The following is a 23,932-nucleotide window of genomic DNA, read 5'->3' as shown; positions in this document are numbered from 1 at the left end:
AAAAAAGAGCTATCTCTTTTCAAAGATAGCTCTAATAAACGAATTACTTTTCTACTATTATGCTGTTTTTCTTTATAGATACACTTTTTGTAAATCCACTAACTACAAACATCACAATCATATTAATTAACAATGCGACTATACCTACATTTAAATCTTTTATAGACTGCGGAAAACTCGGAAACATCGTAGCTATATTAGAGCCCGATAAAGTGATATATGCAACAACTAATAACCCCATTCCCATTCCTGCAATCGCTCCTTGCTTTGTAATAACCTGACGTGGAAACAAGCTACATACAAGTGCAGGGAAAAGTTGTGTAACAATACTGTACCCCATTAATAGAAGGGCTCCTATTGTTTCTCCTCCTTTAAATGTAAATAAAACTGCTACGAGCGTTACTACAGGTACAAATAACTTTGCAGCTTTAGCAACTTGTCTATCTGAAGCAGATGGAACCATCGTTCGATAAATATTTTTCGCTAACAGTGTAGAAGCCGCCATAACAAGCATAGAGCCTGGAACTAACGCCGTTAATACTCCCGCACTACCAATAATTCCAATAAACCAAGGATCAAAAGTTTGTAAAGCAAGACGGAATAACGAAAGATCCACATCCGCTCCCTTTAACCCAGGAACTTGCAATATAGCAGCAAACCCTGCAAAAAATACGAAAAGTAACACTAAAGAATACAATGGCATAATTGCTGCATTTTTACGAAATACTTTTTCATTTTTTGCAGAAAAAGCAGAAGCAAATGTATGAGGCCACATATAAAAACCTAGGGCCGTTAATATAATAGTAGAAACAAACCAAGAAATACTCATTCCTTCTTCAGGTAAAGATAAAAATCCCGGCTTTGCTGCTTCTACAGCCTCAAACATAGGCTGAAATCCTCCATAATAATGATACGGTAAATATATACCTAAAAACATAACGATAAACAGTATCATAATATCCTTCAAAGCAGCCGTCCAAGCCGAACCGTGTATACCTGAAACCATTACATATATAGTTATAACAATAGCACCAATCCATACTGCAACAACAGGTGACACCCTTCCGTAAGAAGCTTCTGAAACGATAATCCCCAGTCCCTTTAACTGTAAAACAAGATATGGGATGATGGAAACAACACCAACAACTGAAACAATAAGTCCAAGCGCTTTACTTCTATATTTCTTCGCAAAAAAATCCGACTGCGAAACAAGGTTATGCTCTTTCGCATACTTCCAAATTGGTGGTAATAAAAAATACGATAAAAGATAAGCTAAAGCACCATATCCCAAAATATAAAAGGTAGGTGCTCCTTTACTATACGCCCAGCCGCTTCCCCCTAAAAATGTAAACGTCGTATAAATCTCACCTGCCATCAGGAGAAAAACAAAAATAGTGCCAAATCCTCTTCCCCCAACTGACCATTGCTCTAAATTCATATCTTTTCCATGTTGTGCCCGAATCCCTAAAAATAGTGCGAGAAACAAAAATAAAATAATGATAAGTAATGCAGTCATTTTACATCCTCCTTATTAGCGGGATCAAACACGTACACAAGCCCCATACAAAGAGATGTAATAAACACTGATAATAATACCCAAAATAATAAAAATGGCATCCCTAATACGTAAGGAGTAACTGAATTCGCAAATATTGGCCCAACTACTAAACAAAGAACTGGAATAAGCGCTAGGATGTATATTTTCTTCATCTCATTCTCCTTTACTTATAAAATTCATAATGGCTGATACAAAGACTTCCACTCCAATCGGTAATGCATCTTCATCAATTGTAAAACGAGGATGATGATGAGGATATATAATACCTTTCTCTTTATTTCCCGCTCCGATAAAAAAGAATGTCCCTGGTACCTTTTGTAAAAACGCCGAAAAATCTTCTCCAGCCATCGTCGGCTGCAAACGAACAACTCTATCTCTTCCATAAAGTTGTAATGCCGTTTGTTCAACAAGCTCTGTAACTTCATAATTATTTACAACTGGTCGATATCCATATTCATAAGAAAACGTATATTTCGCTCCGTAAGATTCCGTAATATGCTTCACAATCCGCTCAATCTTCTTCTCTGTTTCACCTCGTAACTCATGTCTTAAACTTCGCACTGTCCCTTCAATCTCCGCTTGCTCTGGTATTACATTATGAGTTGTCCCCGCATGAAATTGAGTAACGGATATTACGAGAGAATCTAATGGATTCGTGAGGCGAGATACAATTTGCTGAAGTTGCGAAACGACTTGTGTACCGATTGCGATACTATCCACCGTTTCATGAGGGATTCCAGCATGTCCACCTTTTCCCTCTATCCTAATTTTAAAAACATCCGGTGCAGCCATTGCAGGACCATAAATAACGCCTATTTTCCCAACCTCTAACGACGCCCAAAGGTGAGCACCAATGATATAATCCACACCTTCCATTACACCTGCCGCAATCATCTCCTCTGCACCACCAGGAAAATTTTCTTCAGCATGTTGGAATAGAAAACGAATCTCCCCTTTAATCTTCTCTCTTGCTTCTACTAACTTATATACAACCCCAAGTAATATCGCTATATGTCCATCATGACCACACGCATGCATCACACCTTTATATGTAGAAATAAAATCAAACTCATTTTCTTCATGAATAGGAAGAGCATCCATATCGGCTCGAACCGCAACTGTTTTGCCCGGCTGTTTACCTACTAACTTTGCCATCACACTATATTTAGTCGGCCGTGACACTTCTAAATATGGGCATTTCCGAAGTATATCGAACACAAACTGCGATGTTTTTTCTTCTTGAAAAGATAACTCTGGATACTTATGAAAATGCCTTCTCCACTCAACTAACTGATTTTTTGACAAAACAAGTTCCTTTGCAACATCCATACCCCTTCACTCCTTCTTCACCAAGTTAAATGTTATTATAACGCGAATTGTTAACTTTTAAAAGAATCTTCTGAATTTTCAATTATGATAAACCAAAAAGAAAAAGCCATCCAAAAGATGACTTTTTTTTTATTATAAAATAGTAATCGCTTGTTTTCCCATTTGCTCCCAAGCTTTCTCAAATTCTGCTCGTGGAACAGCCAAACGTGGATTATTTTTCAGAGGATCATTTACATATACAAAGTTTTGATCATATCCAATTACTACTGCACTATGCTCATAATATGTAATTTTCACTTCGCCTGAACTCGTATTCCATGTTTCAAAACTACTTTCAGCTAGCGGCTTAAACGTCGTATTAATAATGACCCATACCGGGGAGCCAGAACTAATTACTTTATATATATCTTGCATGTCTCTACCTGTTAAATTAATTACTTTTTCAGGAACATATTTTTCTGCTAAATCAAAGATTGGTTTATTGTATACACCATATCCAGGCTTTGCCTTTGTATAAATATTTCCTACAAACCCCTCGTAAGGATTTCCACGCAAACCATTTTGTTCAAATGGAACACGATAAATTTCGCTAGCAAGTTGCATCTTATCTACTTGTACACCTTTATATTGCAGCAACATAGCTAAACTTGTCACTTCACATCCTCGAGGTAATTCTGGTAATTGTTTAATAAACGGAACATCTTCAATCATAGCTGCTTCTTTCATTTCAGATAGAAACTCTAAGCGTAAAACTTGCGCCTTTTGCATGATTTTATCTTTCCCTATAAAAAATGCAGCAGCAAGTATAATACCAAAAACAAAAAGATATTTTAACTTTTTCATTATAAACAAAACTCCATTAATTATTATTTTACAGACACAACTCTTATCATTGTACCCTTCTTCTTACTAGTTTGCTAGAAAGATCATGTGAATTATCGCTCATAGAATTAATTATAAAAATTCTAATTATTTTTAATAATAAGAAAAATAAATATACATTTCCAGAATTTTTTGCTAAAATCAAAATTGTTAACATGGTGAAGATATCACCATGTTAACAAACATTCTTAGAGTATTTAGTCATAGTTCATTTTTTACATACTCCATTCATTTCATAGCAAATAAACCGAGTGTGTGTTGCATCCCCCACTAATGATTAAAAACTCAGAATAAAATGAAGTTCACACATTCAAGAAAATACGGGGTGAGGGGCATATGAATCAACAAATTGAACAAACAAATTTAAAACGAACAATGAAAAGTAGACACCTATTTATGATTGCACTCGGTGGTGTTATCGGAACCGGGCTATTTATGGGATCTGGTCAAATCGTCCATAATGCCGGACCTGGTGGCGCTATTCTTGCATTTTTAGTCGGTGGATTTGTTATGTATTTAACGATGTTATGTCTTGGTGAATTATCTGTTGCTATGCCAGAAGCAGGTTCATTCCAAAGCTATGCAAGCAAATTCATTTCACCTGGTTTTGGATTTGTTGTCGGTTGGATGTATTGGTTAAATTGGGCTGTTACAGTTGGCGTAGAGTTAACAACTGTAAGTATTTTAATGAAACGCTGGTTTCCAGACGTTTCTTCATGGATTTGGTGCGTTACATTTGCAGCAGCGCTCTTCCTCGTAAACGCTTTATCAGCAAAAGCATATGCAGAAGCAGAGTTTTGGTTCGCAAGTGTAAAAGTTGCAACAATCGTTATTTTCATCGTACTTGGTGGCGCTGTTATGTTCGGTTTACTAGACTTTAATGGAAAGCCAGCTCCGATGCTTCATAATTTCACTGAAAATGGCGGGCTATTTCCAAACGGTGCATTAGCTGTTCTTCTTACGATGATTACAGTAAATTACTCCTTCCAAGGAACAGAATTAATCGGAATCGCTTCAGGAGAAAGTGAAAATCCTGAAAAAACAATTCCAAAAGCGATCAAAAATACAATTTGGCGAACTCTCTTCTTCTTCGTCTTAGCGATATCAGTTGTTGTAGGTTTACTCCCATGGCAAGAGGCTAATCTAGTCGAAAGTCCGTTTGTACTTGTTTTTGATGTAGCCGGGGTCCCATATGCAGCAGACATTATGAACTTTGTTATTATTACAGCTGTATTATCCGTTGCTAACTCTGGTCTATACGCAAATTCTCGTATGCTGTGGGCGATGGCAAAACAAGGAATGGCAAGCCCAGCATTTACGAAATTAACTAAAAAAGGTGTACCGCTAAATGCATTAATTTTCAGTCTGATTTTTGCTAGCCTTTCCTTATTAACAAGTGTATTTGCGGCAGATACTGTCTTTCTAGTTTTAACATCTATTGCAGCAATGGCTGCCGTTGTCGTTTGGATGTCAATTGCCGCTTCACAGTTTTTCTTCCGTAGAAATTTCGTGAAAAATGGTGGCGACATAAATGATTTAAAATATCGTACACCGCTCTATCCGCTAGTTCCAATCGTGGCGTTCTTACTCAATTTCATTACATTTGTTAGTTTGGCTTTCATTCCAGATCAAAGAATTGCTCTTTATTGTGGCATTCCATTTATGATTATTTGTTACATTTTATACCAAGTTAAATATAAAAAAATTGTCACACTTGAACAGCCACGAACTATCACACAAAAAATAAACTAAATATACAAAATATTCAGCTATCTTTCTTATGATAAGATAGCTTTTTTCTATTTCTTGGATATCCTGGTATAACTTTATTTATCTTAAAATTTTCACAATCACGTTTTTCTCTGGAAAATAGTTTACAATGTAATCAAGTTACAAATGATATTCACCTTAAAAAGTGTGCATTTGTGTCTATTTTTTAACAATATATCAAAAACTATTGCCTTCTATAAATTAATAGGTTTATATTGTTTTATTGGCATAGTTTCAATCCAAGGAGAAAGGAGATTTTCAATCGTGCAACTAAAGAAAGCGTTTTGGAAGTTGGCTTCGCTTCTTCCGTTATCATTACTTCTGTTCCTCGGTGGCTGTGATAAAAAACTCGCAGTATTAAATCCGCAAGGACCTGTTGCAAAAGCACAGTATGATTTAATTGTTTGGTCATTCTTGCTTATGTCATTAATTATCGCAATTGTATTCATTCTGTTTACAGTCATCTTGATTCGTTATCGTGAAAAACCAGAGAATATGGACTATGAGCCACCTGAACAACACGGTAACACATTACTAGAAATTATTTGGACGCTTGTTCCTGTTATTATCGTTATCGCATTATCGATTCCAACAGTAAAAGCAACTTATGCTTCGGAAGAGGTTCCGAAAGAGTCCAAACATATTAAACCAGTTGAAATTTATGTTACATCTGCAAACTGGAAATGGTTATTCAGTTACCCAGAGGAAAAAATTGAAACCGTTAACTATTTAAATATCCCAGCTGGTGTACCAATTCAATTCAAACTGACTTCTGTCGGCCCAATGAATGCTTTCTGGGTACCAGAACTTGGTGGTATGAAGTACACAATGGATGGCATGATTATGGATCTTTATTTACAAGCTGATAAGCCAGGTTCTTACCTAGGCCGTAGTGCGAACTTCTCTGGTGAAGGATTCACACACATGGAGTTCGAAGTTGAAGCAAAAACTAAAGAGAAATATGACAAGTGGGTTAAAGAAGTACAAGAAAAGGCTGATAAGTTAACCGAAGAGAAGTACAACGAAATTATTAAACCTGGTGTAGTTGGACGCATGACGTTCTCTAGTCACCACTTAAGTTATGTAGATCCAAAATCACTTGAATATTGTGATTACAACTACTACAAAAACAAAAAATAATAGCTATTATTCCAACAGATTGGAGTGAACACAGTGAAGCTTGATGAATTCTTTGTCACAGGTGACCCGATTATTTACGGTGCAGACGCTTCTATCGTTCTTGTGACATTAGCAATCATTTTCGTACTAACAAAGTATAAAAAATGGAAATGGCTTTGGGACGAATGGTTGACAACTGTTGACCATAAAAAAATCGGAGCCATGTATATTATTTCTGCGGTTATCATGTTATTCCGTGGTGGTATGGATGGTTTAATGATCCGTGCACAGTTAACATTCCCAGAAACAACTTATTTAAACGCTGAACACTATAACGGAATCTTTACAACGCATGGTACAGTAATGATTCTTTTCATGGCAATGCCATTCGTTATGGGATTAATGAACCTTGTAGTACCATTACAAATTGGTGCTCGTGACGTTGCATATCCGTTCTTAAATGCTTTAAGTTTCTGGTTATTCTTTGTCGGAGCAATGTTATTCAACATCGCTTTCGTAATCGGTGGTTCTCCAGACGCTGGGTGGACTTCTTACTTCCCAATGGCAGGTACAGAGTTTACTTCAGGCGTAGGAAATAACTACTACGCAATTGCATTACAGATTTCAGGTCTCGGTACGCTAATGACCGGTATTAACTTCCTTGTTACTATCTTAAAAATGCGTACACCTGGTATGACTTTAATGAGAATGCCAATGTTTACTTGGTCAATCTTAATTACAACAATTATCATTATTTTCGCTTTCCCAGTATTAACAGTTGCTCTTGCATTAATGACATTTGACCGTCTATTCGATGCTCACTTCTTTACGATGGCGAGCGGCGGTATGCCGATGTTATGGGCCAACCTGTTCTGGGTATGGGGTCACCCTGAAGTATATATCGTTATTTTACCGGCATTCGGTATTTTCTCTGAAATCATTAGTACATTCTCACGTAAGCGTCTATTCGGTTACAGTGCGATGGTATACTCAATGGTTGCAATTTCTTTACTAAGTTTCGTCGTATGGCTTCACCACTTCTTCACGATGGGTGCAGGTCCAGCGGTTAACTCATTCTTCTCGATTTCGACAATGGCGATTTCGATTCCAACCGGGGTTAAGATCTTTAACTGGTTGTTTACACTGTATAAAGGACGTATTCGTTTTACAGTTCCAATGCTTTGGTCATTGGCATTTATTCCAAACTTCGTAGTCGGTGGGGTTACAGGGGTTATGCTTGGAATGGCAGCAGCTGATTATCAATACCATAACAGCTACTTCCTAATTGCTCACTTCCACTACGTATTAATCGCAGGTACAGTATTCGCTATGCTTGCTGGATTCACATTCTGGTATCCAAAAATGACTGGTCATATGTTAAATGAACGCCTAGGTAAATGGACATTCTGGATCTTTATGAGCGGATTTAACATCTGTTTCTTCCCAATGTACTTCTTAGGTTTAGACGGTATGACTCGTCGTATGTACACTTACTCTGAAAGTCTTGGATGGGGATGGCTAAACCAAATCGCATCTGTTGGTGCGGTAATGATGGGTATTGGCTTCCTACTTCTTTGCTACAACGTAATTTGGAGTGCACGTCACGGTGAACGTGACACAACTGGAGATCCATGGGATGGTCGTACACTTGAATGGGCAACTCAATCTCCTGTACAACATTACAACTTCGCAAAGCTTCCTGAAATTAAAGAAGCTGATGCTTTCTGGTACATGAAAAAACGCGGAGAAACAGTTACACCAGCAGCAGAAGATATCAAACCAATTCACATGCCAAGTAACTCTGGTGTGCCTATTATTGCGTCTTTATTCTTCGGTCTTGCAGGTTTCGCATTAGTATTTAGCTGGTTCTGGCTTGCAGCAATCGGTGGTATTGGTATTTTAGCTTGCTTAATCTATCGTTCATTCGATTATGACGATGGTTACTACGTAAGTGTTGATGAAATTAAAGAAACAGAACATATAGCATGAGAGGTGAAATGACATGGCGGCTTTAGATAAAAGCTTACCTTTGGAATATCAATCCGAACAAAGCAGATTGAATATCCTAGGATTCTGGATTTTTCTTGGGGCTGAAATTATGCTGTTCGCAACACTTTTCGCCTCTTATCTAGTCCTTGCTGGTCGTACGGCAGATGGCCCAACTCCAGCGCAACTGTTTGAACTTAAAACGCTTTTAATTCAAACATTACTACTTTTAACAAGTAGTTTCACATGTGGTATCGTAATTCACGAAATGCGTAAGCACAACCAAAAAGCGATGCTTGGATGGTTCGTCCTTACATTACTTTTAGGTGCAGGTTTCCTATTCTTCGAGATTGAAGAGTTCATTATGTATATTGGTGAAGGCGCAACAATTCAAACAAGTGCTTTCCTATCTGCATTCTTCGTTCTTCTTGGAACGCATGGAGCCCACGTAACAGGCGGTATCATTTGGGCAATTTGTGTTATTATCCAAATTTTAAAACGAGGTCTAACACCAGTTACAGCTCGTAAAGTATTCATTATCAGCTTATACTGGCATTTCCTTGACCTTGTTTGGGTCTTCATTTACACACTAGTTTACTTGAACGGGATGGTGGCGTAAATGGCTCAAAACAACAATCAAGCAAATGGGCATGCGCATAGCGGATTCCCTTGGTCACACGTTTTCGGATTTATTTTATCGCTTGCATTAACGTTTCTAGCGTTATACGTGGCACTTTACACAACATTGCCACTTTCAACAGTCTTAACAACTATTATCATCATGGCTGTTGCGCAAGCATTGTTACAATTAATTATGTTCATGCATTTAAAAGAAGGAGAAGGAAGAGTTCAAATTCTTACAATGATATACAGTTTCTTCGTTGCAACTGCAACAGTTGGTTTAACTGTATGGATCTTCTTCTCAATGTAATGTACATGAAAAAGACTGCTGAGATTCCTCAGCAGTCTTTTTTTATCCCCTCCCCTATTACATCCACATTACGGAATTAACAACAGAATCATGAAAAATATACTTATTATGACAAATGTTAAGAAAAGTCTTTCTTTATGAAATCGAATCCATATGCGTTGCTTTTCTACCTATTATATGGCTAAATAGGTACTATATTTATTTGAAGGGAGAGAACGCAATGGAACATCATACTTCTGTTCTATCACTTATGGTTATCGTTGCAATCGCGTTTTTCGTTCCCCTTTTGTTACAACGCTTTAAATTAAAAGCACTTCCTGTTGTCGTTGCAGAAATTATTGCAGGAATCTTTGTAGGTAAAAGTGGGTTTAATATTATTGAGCCAGATATATGGCTTCAAGTTTTATCAACATTAGGATTTATCTTCCTCATGTTCTTAAGCGGTTTAGAAATTGATTTTTCTATCTTTAAACAAAAAGGGAAAAAAAATACGACAAACGAGCCAAATACATTTCAAGCAGCAAGCATTATCTTCTTATTTATTTTCATCTTATCTTATGCCCTATCATTACTATTCGTATGGCTAGGATTCGTAGATAATGCAATGTTCATGACTTTAATTATTTCAACTATTTCTTTAGGTGTTGTTGTACCAACATTAAAAGAGAACAACCTAGGAAAAACTGCAATCGGACAAATCATTTTATTAGTTGCTGTTATTGCAGACTTAGTTACAATGATTTTACTCGCTGTTTTCGTCGGATTAAATTCCGAAAGCGGCCAGAGTATGTGGCTCTTACTTCTTCTATTCGGTGCCGGTATTGTCATTTACTTTATTGCAAAACGCTTTAAAAACATTCCATACTTAGATAGTTTAAAAGCTGGTAGTGTACAAATTGATACACGGGCTGTTTTTGCACTCATTTTAATCTTAGTTGGTTTATCGGAATCTGTTGGAGCAGAAAATATTTTAGGTGCCTTCTTAGCAGGCGTACTTGTATCGTTATTATCACCAAATGAAGATATGGTTGAAAAACTTGATTCCATCGGCTATGGTTTCTTCATCCCTATTTTCTTCGTAATGGTTGGTGTAAATCTAGAGGTATGGTCTATTTTCAAAGAACCTTCTAGCATGCTAATGATCCCAATCTTAATTGTAGGACTCTTTATTTCAAAACTCTTACCATCACTCGTCTTACGAAAATGGTATCCACGTAATATCGTACTTGGAAGTGCAATTTTATTAACATCGACACTTTCTTTAGTTATTGCGGCTGCACAAATTGGTGAAAAACTGGGGATTATCAGTCCAAGTTTATCTGCCTCTCTTATTTTAAGCGCAGTTATTACTTGTATTTTTGCACCTATATTATTTAAAAAAATGTTCCCAAAAGTAGAAACACCAAAACCAAAAGTAGCTATTATTGGCGCGAGCAGAATTACCCTTCCGTTATCACTAGATTTAAAACGAGAAGATTATGACGTAACGCTATATATGATGCGTCAAAACAAAATAAATGATGAAGAAGCGAAATCACATGACTTTCCTATCGTGAAATTAGATGACATCACAATTGCATCATTAACTGAACAAACAGCATTTGATGCAGATCGCGTCGTTGTTGCAACAAGCGATGATGAACAAAACTTATTATTGGCAGAACATGCAAAAGAGCTAGGTGTTGAACATGTTATTGCAAGTGTAGAAGATCCACTTCTACAAGAAAAAGCAACGCAAGAACATATCGCTGTATTCTCAACAATTAACTCTACACGTATTTTATTACGTGCACTTATTGATAAACCTAGTCTCGTTCGCTTAATTACAACAGCAAACGAAACAGTACGCGAAGTTGAACTGCGCAGCAATAAATATAACGGCATTGCGCTTCGCCGCCTCCCGTTTTTAGGTGATGTACTTGTCATTCAAATCTACCGCGGTAATAAAGCATTAATACCACATGGTGATACAAGACTACAACACGGTGATACATTACTTGTAACAGGTTCAAAAGAGCATATCGATACACTAAAAAACATATTAGAGTAAAAAAAATGCCCCCCACATAATTGAGGGGCATTTTTTAATTTTCATATGGTAAAATGTTACTATCACATATTATGAGGATGGATTACATTATGTCTATTGTAACTTTAGCTCTCTTATTATTAGCAGAAGTACTCGTCGCCATTATTCTCATCGGTGTTAGCATTGAAATTTGCAGCTATGGTTGGAAAAAATCAAATGGAGTTAAATACTCATGCCTTTTTCTTTCACTCCTTCTAGGAACCGCTAGTATACTCGGCCTTCTCGCTGCACCTGCATACTTCTTTATACAACTTATAGAAAAAGGTTTATAAGAAAGGATGATAATATGATTACTGTGCAGTATATTGATGCATCCGAGACACACTTATTACGCCAAGCGGTGTTGCGTCCCAATCAGTCCCTAGCAGACTGTAAATACTCTTCTGACTACGAAAAAGACACATTCCACTTAGGTGCCTTTATAAACGATGAGTTAATTAGCATCGCTTCCTTCTCAAAAGAAATATATCCTGATTTGCAAAATGGTATCCATTATAGACTACGAGGAATGGCAACATTACCTAACTTTCGGAACAAAAGAGCTGGAAGCTCCTTAATTCAGAAGGCAGAACAAATTTTAAAAGAACGGAAAGCAAACATTCTATGGTGTAATGGCCGTATTACTGTAACTGACTATTACAAGCGATTAGACTTTCAGGAGCATGGTGAAATCTTTGAAATTGAACCGATTGGCCTTCATAAAGTTTTGTATAAAAAGATATAAGAAAAGCTTTCCTCAATACGGGAAAGCTTTTCTTATATTTCAATCTTCACTTTTTATCTTTTTCATATATATGTAGATAAATAAACTAGGAACTAAAAAACAAGCAAACATAATAAGTGCTGTTATACTTATTTCTTTTATCGAGATATCTGGTGTTACAATGATACAAACAGCTAATATCCCAATAATAATACCTACTGGAATTAATAATAATTTCATGAAATAGCTACGTGACACTCCGCCTGTGTGCTCATATACCTCTACAGAATGTTTTAAATTTAAGAAGTTAATAACTACGATCCCGCCAATAAATATCATTAATAAATCCGAAACACTTTCATATCCTGCCTCTTGCAAGACATAGCGGTAAAAGATGATAGCTAGTATGACGATATTTTGTAAGATGAAAGCCAATCTAATATGTTTTAACCCTTCAATCATTAAACGTTCATCTTTCACGATTTTCATCCTATCACTCCTTTTCCTCCCAAAACAACTCATTCAACGTTTTATCTACTGCATAACAAATTTTCAAACATAAATCTAAAGATGGATTGTATTTCCCCTTCTCAATTAAACTAATCGTTTGCCTTGTAACGCCTACTTTTTCTGCTAATTGTTGCTGTGTTAAATCTAACTGAACACGCGCGACTTTTATTTTACTTACAGCCATTCATGTTCCTCCTCCACCTTTATTGTAACATATATATTCCTTTAAGTAATTTATATTTTACAAAACCAATTAAGTTTTCACCTTATTCCAATTAGTGCGGGCTAATACACAGTGGGGATCCTCCCTACTGCCTATAGTCTCACTTTATTATACACAAAAAAGGAGCCTCTCATAAGAAGCTCCCTCTCCTATATCTATATTATAAGAATAAATGACATCCAAATAAAATTGTAAATAAGTATAGTAATGGATGTACTTCCTTTCCTTTACCCTTCACAATTTTCAAAACTGGATATACTAAAAATCCAATTGCGATTCCATTTGCAATACTAGATGTTAACGGAATACCTATAAAAATCAAAAATGCTGGTAACGCATCTTCAAATTCATTCCAATTAATATCTCGAATGCTTTGTGCCATTAAACTACCTACTATAATTAATGAAGGAGCTGTAATAGCGGCCACACTTGATAAAGAAGCAATAACAGGACTGAAAAATGCCGTTATAATTGTTAGACCAACAACTACAATCCCTGTTAATCCAGTTTTCCCACCTGCAGCAATACCTGCTGACGATTCAATCGTCGCTGCTGTTGGGCTTGTTCCAAAGATAGAACCTGTAGTCCCTCCAATTGCATCTGCAATAAACGCTTTACCAAAACGCTTCTCTGTATTGTCTGTAATTAAACCTGCTTGTTTAATTAAACCAAGTAATGCACCTGTTGTATCGAATAAAAGTACAAGTAAAAATGAAAATACAACACCATATAATCCGTATTCAATTACATCTGAAAATGCATTGGTTGGGTTGGAAACGATAATACCCTCTGGCAAATGAGGCATCGCCACAATTTTATCAGCAAACTTCAATTGCCCTGTAAAGAAGGCGATAATTCCTGTCACAATCATACTAATAAATAATGCACCACTCACACGTAATGCCATTAATACCGCCGCTAATATTAAACCAATTAAAGTTAAAATAACAGCTGGAGAATGAAAATCACCAATCGTAACTAAATTAGACGGATGATCTACGATAATTCCAGAAAGGCGCAATCCAATAAAAGCAATAAATAGTCCAATTCCACCTGCAATTGCATGCTTTAAACTATCAGGAATTGCTAAAATTAACTTTTGCCTAAACGAAGTAAAAGATAATAAAAGAAAAATAATCCCCGTTACAAATACAGCTGAAAAGGCAACTACATATGTAATCCCTTCTGCCTTCTGTACAACAGAATAAGCAAAATATGCATTCATTCCCATAGCTGGAGCAATAACAATCGGGTAATTCGCGAAAATTGCCATACCTACTGTTCCAACAACGGTGGCAATAATTGTTGCTGTAAACGCTTGGTCAAATGGTACACCTGCATCAGATAATATTTTTGGATTGATGACAAGAATATACGCAAATGTAAAAAAAGTTGTGATGCCAGCTAAAAACTCTTGCTTCACAGAAGTGTTATATTTTTGTAATTGAAACATGCTTATGTACCCTTCCTACACCTGAATTATTATCACACATTCTTTTCTTACTAGTATGTGAGAAAATATAATACTTAATCTTAACAATCAATAAAAAGAAGAGTCAATATATTCCCTAATAGTTCGAATTTTAAGTTTAAGTCTGACAAGTACAGATGTAGTACAGTTCATTATGATTATTTTTGTAGCATAACAGATAGAAATGTTTTATAATTTGAAATAGTTAAATATTTAGCAAACGCATTCAAATATCGTTCACTCTACAAGGGGGATTCTTCTTATGCAGCACACAAACAAATCTGGAACTTTAAATCGTGGTTTAAAAGAACGACATATTACTTTAATGTCACTTGGCTCAGCTATTGGTGTTGGGCTATTTTTAGGATCCGCTTCCGCTATTAAACTAGCCGGTCCTTCTATTTTACTAGGCTATATGATTGCCGGACTCGTTATTTTTTTCATTATGCGAGCTCTCGGGGAAATGGCAATTGAACAACCTGTTGCCGGTTCTTTTAGTAAATATGCATATGATTATATCAGCCCACTCGCTGGTTATATTACTGGTTGGAATTACTGGTTCTTATGGGTTGTTACTTGTATGGCTGAAATTACAGCAGCTGGTATTTACATGCAGTACTGGTTCCCAGATATCCCGCGCTGGACTTGGGCATTACTTGCTCTATTGTTAATGAGCGCTTTTAACTTCTTATCGGTAAAAGTATTTGGAGAACTTGAGTTTTGGTTTGCTCTCATTAAAATTGTCACAATTATCTGTATGATAGTAGTCGGAGCTGGTATTATTTTATTCGGATTCGGAAACGGTGGTATCGCTACTGGTATTTCAAACCTTTGGTCACATGGTGGCTGGTTCCCAAATGGTTTTTCTGGGTTACTACTCTCCATGCAGATGGTACTATTCGCTTATTTAGGCGTTGAATTAATCGGTGTTACAGCTGGTGAAGCTCAAAATCCGAAGAAAACACTCGCAAAAGCAATTGATAACGTGTTTTGGAGAATATTACTGTTCTACGTAGGAGCTCTATTCGTTATGATGGCAATTTATCCATGGAACGAACTTGGTGAGAAAGGAAGCCCATTCGTATTAACATTCCAGCAAATTGGTATCGCAAAAGCAGCAGGTATTATTAATTTTGTCGTATTAACAGCAGCTCTTTCTTCTTGTAACGGTGGTTTATTTAGTACAGGCCGTATGCTATTTACATTAGCTCAGCAGAAAAAAGCTCCTGAAAGATTTGGTCGTTTAAATAAAAACGGCATTCCAAGCCAAGGAATTGTAGCAACTGCTATCGTTTTACTCATTGGTGTTATATTAAACTATCTCGTACCTGCAAAGGTATTTACATGGCTTACTAGCATTTCAACTTTCGGCGCAATTTGGACTTGGGGAATTATATTAGTTGCTCAAATTAAATTCCGTAAAAGCTTACCTACTCAAAATAAACAAAAGTTATCATATAAAATGCCTTTATACCCATTAAGCTCATATTTCTCACTCGTTTTCCTTGTATTAGTACTAGGTATAATGGCGTATTCAGAAGATACACGAATTGCATTGATTGTCGGCCCAATTTGGCTTATCGGCTTAGCAATCGTATATTACATGAAAGGGTTTCATAAGATTGATGAAACACCTAACTCAAAAATTAGTTAAGCAAAACACCCCTTCCTTATTACTTGGAAGGGGTGTTTTTATATCTATATAAATATTTCTCAACAAAATTCACGGTATTTTTACAATCTTTTAATATTTTTTATGTTTTCCGTCTTTATTTTTACAGAAAAATAAATTACATTATTAAAGCACATATATTTATTATTAGGGGGATTCTTCTATGAAGAATAAAAAATGGATTACATTTTCTTTAGCAACAGCAATTACACTAAGTATAGGGACCTCGTTCATACCGTCTACTTATGCCGAAAGCTCTGTAGACCCAGCTCCTGAAATTGCTGCAAAAGTTGTAAATCAAAACAATGGGAAGAAAGTATTATTCGATAATACACACGGTCAAACTGCTGGGACAGCTGACTGGGTTATTGACGGCGGCTTTTCTGACTTCGGAAACGGCATTGCAAAAAACGGATATCACGTAAAAGAACTTCGTAAATCAACACCTATTACGTACGAAGACTTAAATGGTTACAATGTATTTATCGTTCCAGAAGCTAATATTCCTTACAAAAAATCTGAGCAGGACGCTATGTTACAATATGTAAAAAATGGTGGTAGTATCTTCTTTATTGCCGATCATTACAATGCGGATCGTAATAAAAATCGCTGGGACTCTTCTGAAGTATTTAATGGATATAGACGCGGTGCTTGGGATAATCCAGCAAAAGGAATGTCTAATGAAGAAGCAAATTCACAAGCTATGCAAGGAGTAGAAAGCTCTGATTGGCTATCTGACAACTTCGGTATTCGCTTCCGCTACAATGCACTTGGTGATGTTTCAGCGAAAACAATTGTATCGCCTGAACAATCTTTCGGAATTACAAAAGGTGTTTCTTCTGTAGCAATGCATGCTGGTTCTACTCTAGCAATTACAAACCCAAAACTAGCAAAAGGACTTGTTTACCTTCCAGAAAATCCATCAAAATGGAATAACGCTGTTGATAGTGGCGTTTATAATGGCGGTGGTATTGCAGAAGGCCCATATGCTGCAATTGCAAAAATAGGACTTGGAAAAGCTGCCTTTATTGGTGACTCTTCTCCTGTTGAAGATGCAACGCCAAAGTACGTTCGTGAAGATTCTGGCCAAACAAAGAAAACTTACGATGGTTATAAAGAAGAAAACGATGCGATTTTATTAGAAAACATCGTAAATTGGTTATCGAATAAAGAGACATTTACAAGTTTAGATCAAGTAAATGGTTTACAACTTGATTCACCTACAGCTCTACAAACATTTGAACAGCCAAGCTTATCAACAGAACCACAACCTGAACCTTGGAGTGCACCAAATGCAGGTTATCAATGGTTTAATACAAATACTTTTAAACCAGGTTCATACGGTTATAACGGTGCGGTAACAACAAGCGACTACGTCGTTACACACCCTAGCATTCTACCAAACAATGAAATTTTCCAAATGAAGATTCAAGTAAACAACTTACTACCTAATACAACTTATAACAACTATTCTTTAGGTATATTCACTACTGGTGGAACACAAGTAGCAAAAGTTCAAAATACAAACGGCACTTGGCCATCTGCTTTCGGATATAGTAGTGCATTCTCTTTCACAACAAACAGCTTAGGCTCTGCTGAAAAAGTTGTAAATGTACAGATTGATTCAAATACAACTGGACAAGCAACGCTTCGTCTACGTCAAAATACAACAGCGAAATATAATGAAACTGTAACGATTAATAAAAAATAATGAAAAAGGCAATCCATACATGGATTGCCTTCTTTTCACTTCTCTTCTTTTGAGAAAAACATTCTTGAAATAACGATACCTATACTACCGACGATTAGGAATAACACTGCCCTAATCATCATCGAAACCTCCGGTAAGTCAAGTAGGAATAACTTCCCTACCGTTACTACTAATACGATTAATCCAGCATATAATATTTCATTCATCTGTCTATAACGGCCAAACCAAACTGCAAATAACGCATATATCATCCATAATAACGATACAGATACGCTAATTATACTTCCATCTGTAGAAAGAACTTCACCAATTCTAGTAATTGTAATAAATACAATGACCATTAACCAGTAGAGCGCTATAGAGTACACATACTTACCAAAACTCGCTAACACTTCTTTCGCTTGTCTCATGCAATAATAGAATGTTCCTATTAAAATAATATGAGCAACAAAGCCTGCCGAAATAAATTGATCAAACGGACTAAAAATCGTTTGTATCATTCCAATCGCGTAAATCGTTGCACTAACATACAATTTTATCTGTTGTTTTCCTTTAATAGAAGTAACCATTCCAAGGAAACCTTGTAATAATAGTACGATCGCTGCATTTACTAAACTATACTCGTATAAAATCGCTAAACTAAATGCTCCCATTGTGAAACCAAATAAGAGATTTGTAAATGTAGAATGTCTATTCTTCCTATACTCAAGCACAAACATAGCAGCGTGCACAATTGCACTAATAATTAATCCCCATGTTGTAAAATCAGGTATTTTTGAAATAGCTAGTATAAAGAACACTGCATTCGCACTAAATATCGCCAAACGCGGTTCTGGTATAAAACTTCTCTCCGTAAACATATGCCAAAATAATAGTAAATGAATCAAACCATATACAATCGTTAACTGTATTTGCAAGTTCTCTACTAATATTGACATAACAGCAAAGAAGACAAAAAGAACAATGGCCGCAACAGCGTAAGAAATCATATATAAATATTTATAACGATTTTTCAATCCATACCATAATAAACTAAGTGTTAACACTGTCTCATATCCAAAGAAAATATAAGGATTAGGAGTCGTACTATTTAACAAGAATGGCACGAAGAACGCTCCTACCGCTACGAAGATAGTAAGGTATTCCGAGTTATATCTTTTCGCTAAATAAATCCCTAAAATAACCCATGTAATATTAAAGAGAAACGCGATACTTGCCGGAATAAATGCATACAAATAATGTGCCGCAAACGTCGTTAAAACAATCCCCGAAATACTTCCTCCAACCAATACTAATCCTAACGCCTGCCGCTCTCTTTTAATTTGAATATCTCCTATATAATACAAACCGATAGATAATGCGATACCAAACACAATTCGTATTGCTGGTGTTAATAAACCAGCATCTATCCCTGCTTTAAATAACCAGATCACTCCAAGCAACATAATACCGACAAATACACGCGGTAACCACGTTTGACAAAACTTAATAATATTAAATGGCTCTGGTTTAAAAGCAGATATATCTACTTGTTTTACCTCACATTCTTGCAAAGGCTCTTTTATCTTAACTATTTCTTCTTTTGGCTTTTCCTCCATTACCGTTTCAATATATTCTTTCTTATCCTTACTAACATGTTGCTGAGCGTTTTCTACTTCTATTTCCCTTTGCTTCACCTTTAATTCAGCAAGTGCTTCTTGAATCGTTTCAATTGCCGTTTCGAGTGCTTCTATTTTCTTATCCAAATCCTTCTTCATATGCTACCCCCTTATTCGTAACTCTCATTAAACCTATATATTACCAATTACCTTTATCATACTCTTAGTCTATTCATTTTCAATAGTATTTTTCCAAAAAAAGAAAGGTGTCTTCCCAAAATAGGAAAACACCTTTTTACTCATTTATTCTTATTTAAAGCAATGCTAACGATGAAACCAAGACACATGCCTACAATAGCTGGAACAATCCATCCAACACCTTCTGTATAAAACGGAATGTATTTTAATACTGACGTCCACTGATTCATCATTACATTTTTATTTAAAATATCAATTGCACTAAATATTGCTACAATCCAAACAGTTACTGTATATACGTATGCATACTTCCCAATATACTTATGGAATAACCCTAGAATAATAAGCGTTAATGCAATTGGATAAATAAATCCAAGAATTGGTACTGATACTTTTAAAATTTGCGTTAATCCTAAATTAGCTAAGATCATACTAACAACGCTTACTATAAATGCCCACACTTTATAAGATACTTTCGGAAATGCACTCGAAAAAAATTGACTACAAGACGTAACAAGTCCAATTGAAACACATAAACATGAGATAGTAAAAATAAGACCTAATAAAACGACTCCGCCCTGTCCAAATAATGTAGTCATAACTTGTGCTAACACTTTGGCACCGTTATCAAATGTTCCTAATGAGCCACTAATTGCCCCCACATATCCAAGGATGACATAAATAATCGATAATAATAGTCCTGCCCCGATTCCAGCAATACTCATATATTTCGCTAAACCTTTATCATCTTCAATACCCTTTGCACGTAATGCATTTGCAATAACAATTCCAAAGATTAAAGCAGCTAACGCATCCATTGTTAAATATCCATCTAAAAACCCTTGAAACATAGGAGCTTGGCCATAGTTCCCTATTGGTTCTTTCATATCTCCTACTGTTGTAAACATACTCTTTATAAAAATAAGTGCAATCATACATAATAATAACGGCGTCAAGACTTTTCCAAACAACCCCATTAGTTTAGATGGTGATAAACTTAACCAGTAAACAATACTAAAGAAAATAACTGTGTAAAACAATAATACTCCGCTTCCTGCTTCAGGGAATAACTGACCTGGCCCCATTTCAAAGGCTAAACTTCCCGCACGTGGTATACCAAGCCCAGGTCCAATAAATACATACACGATACATGGAAAAATAATTGCAAATGAAGAATGAACTCTACCCGCTAACGTTTGAAAACTTCCTGCTTTTGCAATAGAAATAACACCTAATATAGGAAGACCTGTTGCTGATATAATAAATCCTACTAACGAAATCCACACATGTTCTCCTGCTTCATATCCAAGAAAAGGTGGGAATATAAGATTCCCTGCTCCAAAGAACATCGAGAATAACATAAGACTAATAAGTAAAATTTCTTTTTTCTGTAACAATTTCATTTCTTTCTCCTTCTTTAATTTCATCTTTTATGAAATCAATTCCACATATAAAAAAAGTACAATAACCCGCTTCCTTACAAAGAAAACATAGTCCATAGTCTATCACAAAAGAAACACCCCTTCTATAGCTATTCCCTTTTTCCAATCTCTTCTGAAAAATCAACCTTTATTGACTTATAATAGTTAATAAAGTAAAATATTAAATGTACAAAATTATTAACTTTGTTTTTGTTTGTGTCAGGAGGAAAATAACATGGAATCAGCGATACAACTAGAAAGAGAACAACAAAGAAAAAAGAAACATCCTCCAGGTTTATACTTACTCTTCTTTACAGAAATGTGGGAAAGATTTAGTTACTATGGATTACGAGGATTATTAACATTATATTTAACGACAGCTTTAGTAAGCGGTGGTCTTGGGTTTAGTCCCGCATGGGCACTCTCTATTTACGGATTTTATACTGGAGCCTGTTATTTCACACCAATGATTGGTGGATACTTAACAGACCGTTTTCTAGGTAGACGAAAAGCAATCACAATTGGTGGTATAACAATGGCAATCGGTAACCTTACACTATTTGCCTTGCAAAACCAATTAGGCCTATACCTCGGATTAGCGCTTATTATTATCGGTAACGGATTCTTCAAACCGAACATCTCTACACTGGTTGGAGAATTATACGAAGAGAACGATCCAAAACGTGATAGTGCATTTACCATTTTCTATATGGGTATTAACGTCGGGTCATTTTTAGCTCCACTCGTTTGCGGGTTTTTATCAGAAAATTTATTCAAAACAACAGTTGATGGCGTTGTACATTACGGATTCCGTTACGGTTTCTTAGCCGCTTCAATCGGAATGATTATTGGACAAATTTTATTTACAACATTATCAAATCGCTTCCTTGGTGATATCGGTAAAAAACCAACTCGCGATTTACAAACAACAGATGGACAACCATCAGTAGGAGATACACCGTTAACAAAAAAAGAAAAACAACGTACCGCAGTTATCGTCATTTTAACATGCTTCGTTGTCTTCTTCTGGGCTGGCTTTGAACAAGCTGGTAGCTCGTTAACATTATATACAAACAAATTTGTAGACCGCTCTGTGTTCGGATGGGAAGTTCCAACATCTTGGTTCCAATCGGTCAATCCATTATTTATTATTTTACTTGCTCCAGTCATTTCTGCATTATGGGCAAAACTTGCAACTCGCAAGCGCGGTGATTTAAAAATCCCAACTAAAATGGGACTTGGTATGATCTTGCTTGGTATCGGTTATATCATTCTCGTTATCGCTACATTAAAAACAGGTAGTGATGAACATAACATTACAGAAAAAGCAAACTTACTATTTATCGTCTTTACGTATCTTTTCCATACGTTAGGTGAGCTATTCTTATCACCTGTCGGACTATCAATGGTTAGTGCGCTTGCTCCGGTAAAATTAGCATCTTTACTAATGGGTGTATGGCTAGCAAGTTCAGGTATCGCCAACATTTTAGGCGGACAACTTGCAAGCTTCACAACCTCACTTGGATACGCTGAAGTATTCACGGTTATTGGCGCTGTGGCAATTGTATTAGGTTGTGTTTTATTATTAATTTCTAAGAAATTAGTGAAATGGATGGATTAAAAAAGATGAGGAATTTCTCCTCATCTTTTTTTATGCCGTTTTACCTTTTTCTATTGCTTGTTCGTACAGCTCTTTATGTTCTTTATATTCACTTGGTACGAAACTCTTATAGAAGAATGAGAACCAGCTGTCTCCCTTTTTATACCCTTCTTCTCGAATTTCTGCTGCTTTTTTATTCAATTTAAACCCTTCAGTAAACCATTTCTTTAACAATTCATTTCTTTCATACTTAGCAGGAACTTTTAAATTATAGTTTTCAAATGCATACTTATAGCCAGCCTTTTCTACTGCCTTTTTTGTAGACTTATAGCCTTTTTCATACGCTGTTTCATATGCCTTCACGTATACTTCCTTCTCTCTATTTCCAGGATTCTTTTCAGCTAGTTCTTTCCCTGTCTTTTCTCCTAATTCAGCTTGTTCTTTTTCAATTTTTTCTGTTCTTTCTTTATTCCCTACTTTGAACCCGTCTACAAAGTTTACCTTAAACTCTGGAGCAACTTGACTATCGTCCATCGTCTCTTGTGCTAAACCTTGTTCTTTTCCTTTTTCAAAATGCGTTTTCTTCTGCTCTTCTAAAGACCATGCGGCTGCATAAGTCGCTTTAAACGCTTGTTTATATGCATCAGATTTTCCAGCTACATGCACTTCTGCATCATTTTTTCCTGCTTTAAAATCAGTTTCTCCATTCTTTTGACCTTCAAGTTGACCTTTTTCCATATCAGCTTGGCGCTGCGCTTCCTCTTGCTTACGTGCCTCTTCAGCTTTTCTTTGTTCTTCGGCTACACGTTGTCTCTCTTCTTCAGCTTTACGCTGTGCTTCTGCTTGTCTCTCAGCTTCTACAGCACTATTATTATTCTGGCTAGGAGCTGGGCTCGTTGCACCACTACTAGAAGCTGGTTTATTGTGATAATGATATTCCCCGTACTGTAATCCCCATTTCTCACAATTTGTACGACACGTATGTCCGCCATTAGCATCTGTACGCCCTGGATGCGCATAAGCTGAAATTGGAGCTACCAATAACGCTATACTCGTTGTTAAAAGAAGTTTCTTCACCTGTTGTCTCACTCTTGTTCCTCCCAAAATATAGAATTATAACTTTATTATACATAAATAGAAGAATACTTAAATACAAACCAA

The 23,932-nt window shown here is 36.1% G+C and carries 21 protein-coding genes; 11 read left to right on the top strand and 10 right to left on the bottom strand.

Annotation, left to right across the window (positions count from 1 at the left end; genetic code table 11):
- Positions 1 to 43: 43 nt before the first annotated feature.
- The 4 genes from CN409_RS24910 to CN409_RS24895 form a co-directional block, all read right to left on the bottom strand.
- The gene (locus tag CN409_RS24910) at positions 44 to 1,516 is read right to left on the bottom strand and encodes a sodium:solute symporter family protein (RefSeq protein WP_000125940.1); all 1,473 of its coding nucleotides are present in this window, start codon (positions 1,514 to 1,516) and stop codon (positions 44 to 46) included.
- Entirely contained in the window at positions 1,513 to 1,710 is a 198-nt protein-coding gene (locus CN409_RS24905) for a DUF3311 domain-containing protein (RefSeq protein ID WP_000725525.1), read from the bottom strand. The genes CN409_RS24910 and CN409_RS24905 overlap by 4 nt, the downstream gene beginning before the upstream one ends.
- Before the next feature lies 1 nt (position 1,711).
- Entirely contained in the window at positions 1,712 to 2,887 is a 1,176-nt protein-coding gene (locus CN409_RS24900) for an amidohydrolase (protein WP_086390902.1), read from the bottom strand.
- Between the two features lie 132 nt (positions 2,888 to 3,019).
- Positions 3,020 to 3,730, bottom strand: a complete 711-nt coding sequence (locus CN409_RS24895; protein ID WP_000734492.1) for a C39 family peptidase — start codon at positions 3,728 to 3,730, stop codon at positions 3,020 to 3,022.
- Positions 3,731 to 4,105: 375 nt separating this feature from the next.
- On the opposite strand from CN409_RS24895, the gene CN409_RS24890 reads away from it, so the two are divergent.
- The 8 genes from CN409_RS24890 to CN409_RS24855 all read left to right on the top strand — a co-directional run bounded on the left by CN409_RS24890 (position 4,106) and on the right by CN409_RS24855 (position 12,388).
- Positions 4,106 to 5,521 carry an amino acid permease gene (locus CN409_RS24890; protein ID WP_001075767.1) on the top strand — a complete coding sequence of 472 codons (1,416 nt, stop codon included), beginning with the start codon at positions 4,106 to 4,108 and terminating at the stop codon, positions 5,519 to 5,521.
- 282 nt (positions 5,522 to 5,803) lie between these two features.
- The gene (locus tag CN409_RS24885; protein ID WP_001176164.1) at positions 5,804 to 6,679 is read left to right on the top strand and encodes a cytochrome aa3 quinol oxidase subunit II; all 876 of its coding nucleotides are present in this window, start codon (positions 5,804 to 5,806) and stop codon (positions 6,677 to 6,679) included.
- Positions 6,680 to 6,712: 33 nt separating this feature from the next.
- Positions 6,713 to 8,647, top strand: a complete 1,935-nt coding sequence (gene qoxB, locus CN409_RS24880; RefSeq protein ID WP_000762373.1) for a cytochrome aa3 quinol oxidase subunit I — start codon at positions 6,713 to 6,715, stop codon at positions 8,645 to 8,647.
- A gap of 13 nt (positions 8,648 to 8,660) precedes the next feature.
- A complete protein-coding gene (gene qoxC / locus CN409_RS24875) occupies positions 8,661 to 9,263 on the top strand; it encodes a cytochrome aa3 quinol oxidase subunit III (protein ID WP_000729316.1) in 603 nt (200 codons plus the stop codon).
- Positions 9,264 to 9,575 (top strand): cytochrome aa3 quinol oxidase subunit IV, encoded by a 312-nt coding sequence (gene qoxD, locus CN409_RS24870; RefSeq protein WP_000068425.1) that lies wholly within the window; start codon positions 9,264 to 9,266, stop codon positions 9,573 to 9,575.
- 220 nt (positions 9,576 to 9,795) lie between these two features.
- Positions 9,796 to 11,625 (top strand): monovalent cation:proton antiporter family protein, encoded by a 1,830-nt coding sequence (locus CN409_RS24865; RefSeq protein WP_000399955.1) that lies wholly within the window; start codon positions 9,796 to 9,798, stop codon positions 11,623 to 11,625.
- A 53-nt stretch (positions 11,626 to 11,678) separates the two neighbouring features.
- A complete protein-coding gene (locus tag CN409_RS24860) occupies positions 11,679 to 11,936 on the top strand; it encodes a DUF4022 family protein (protein ID WP_003260542.1) in 258 nt (85 codons plus the stop codon).
- Between the two features lie 14 nt (positions 11,937 to 11,950).
- Complete coding sequence (locus CN409_RS24855; protein ID WP_000633847.1) at positions 11,951 to 12,388, top strand: GNAT family N-acetyltransferase; 438 nt, start codon at positions 11,951 to 11,953, stop codon at positions 12,386 to 12,388.
- A 39-nt stretch (positions 12,389 to 12,427) separates the two neighbouring features.
- On the opposite strand, the gene CN409_RS24850 is transcribed toward CN409_RS24855, so the two are convergent.
- The 3 genes from CN409_RS24850 to CN409_RS24840 all read right to left on the bottom strand — a co-directional run bounded on the left by CN409_RS24850 (position 12,428) and on the right by CN409_RS24840 (position 14,553).
- Entirely contained in the window at positions 12,428 to 12,856 is a 429-nt protein-coding gene (locus CN409_RS24850) for a hypothetical protein (protein WP_000706625.1), read from the bottom strand.
- Positions 12,857 to 12,860: 4 nt separating this feature from the next.
- The gene (locus tag CN409_RS24845; RefSeq protein WP_000301184.1) at positions 12,861 to 13,061 is read right to left on the bottom strand and encodes a helix-turn-helix transcriptional regulator; all 201 of its coding nucleotides are present in this window, start codon (positions 13,059 to 13,061) and stop codon (positions 12,861 to 12,863) included.
- A 199-nt stretch (positions 13,062 to 13,260) separates the two neighbouring features.
- Positions 13,261 to 14,553, bottom strand: coding sequence for an NCS2 family permease (locus tag CN409_RS24840; protein WP_000487187.1), 1,293 nt, complete (start codon positions 14,551 to 14,553; stop codon positions 13,261 to 13,263).
- A 280-nt stretch (positions 14,554 to 14,833) separates the two neighbouring features.
- Here CN409_RS24840 and CN409_RS24835 point away from each other — a divergent pair, with 280 nt between their 5' ends.
- Positions 14,834 to 16,225: an amino acid permease gene (locus tag CN409_RS24835; protein WP_001164901.1), complete on the top strand. Its 1,392-nt coding sequence runs from the start codon at positions 14,834 to 14,836 to the stop codon at positions 16,223 to 16,225.
- Between the two features lie 181 nt (positions 16,226 to 16,406).
- Entirely contained in the window at positions 16,407 to 17,954 is a 1,548-nt protein-coding gene (locus tag CN409_RS24830; RefSeq protein ID WP_000791516.1) for a DNA-binding protein, read from the top strand.
- A gap of 35 nt (positions 17,955 to 17,989) precedes the next feature.
- Here the strand turns inward: CN409_RS24830 and CN409_RS24825 are convergent, their stop codons facing one another.
- Complete coding sequence (locus CN409_RS24825; RefSeq protein ID WP_097981448.1) at positions 17,990 to 19,711, bottom strand: DUF2339 domain-containing protein; 1,722 nt, start codon at positions 19,709 to 19,711, stop codon at positions 17,990 to 17,992.
- Positions 19,712 to 19,851: 140 nt separating this feature from the next.
- Positions 19,852 to 21,153, bottom strand: coding sequence for a branched-chain amino acid transport system II carrier protein BrnQ1 (brnQ1, locus tag CN409_RS24820; RefSeq protein WP_000771705.1), 1,302 nt, complete (start codon positions 21,151 to 21,153; stop codon positions 19,852 to 19,854).
- Between the two features lie 253 nt (positions 21,154 to 21,406).
- Here brnQ1 and CN409_RS24815 point away from each other — a divergent pair, with 253 nt between their 5' ends.
- Positions 21,407 to 22,792, top strand: a complete 1,386-nt coding sequence (locus CN409_RS24815; protein WP_000443141.1) for a peptide MFS transporter — start codon at positions 21,407 to 21,409, stop codon at positions 22,790 to 22,792.
- A 30-nt stretch (positions 22,793 to 22,822) separates the two neighbouring features.
- Here CN409_RS24815 and CN409_RS24810 read toward each other — a convergent pair whose 3' ends face one another.
- A complete protein-coding gene (locus CN409_RS24810) occupies positions 22,823 to 23,860 on the bottom strand; it encodes a YHYH domain-containing protein (RefSeq protein WP_001249807.1) in 1,038 nt (345 codons plus the stop codon).
- Between the last annotated feature and the right edge of the window lie 72 nt (positions 23,861 to 23,932).

It is taken from the genome of Bacillus sp. AFS012607, assembly GCF_002558005.1.
GTDB lineage: Bacteria > Bacillota > Bacilli > Bacillales > Bacillaceae_G > Bacillus_A > Bacillus_A thuringiensis_S.
Note: the sequence above shows the minus strand (reverse complement) of the source record. Positions and strands in the feature narration are given on the sequence as shown.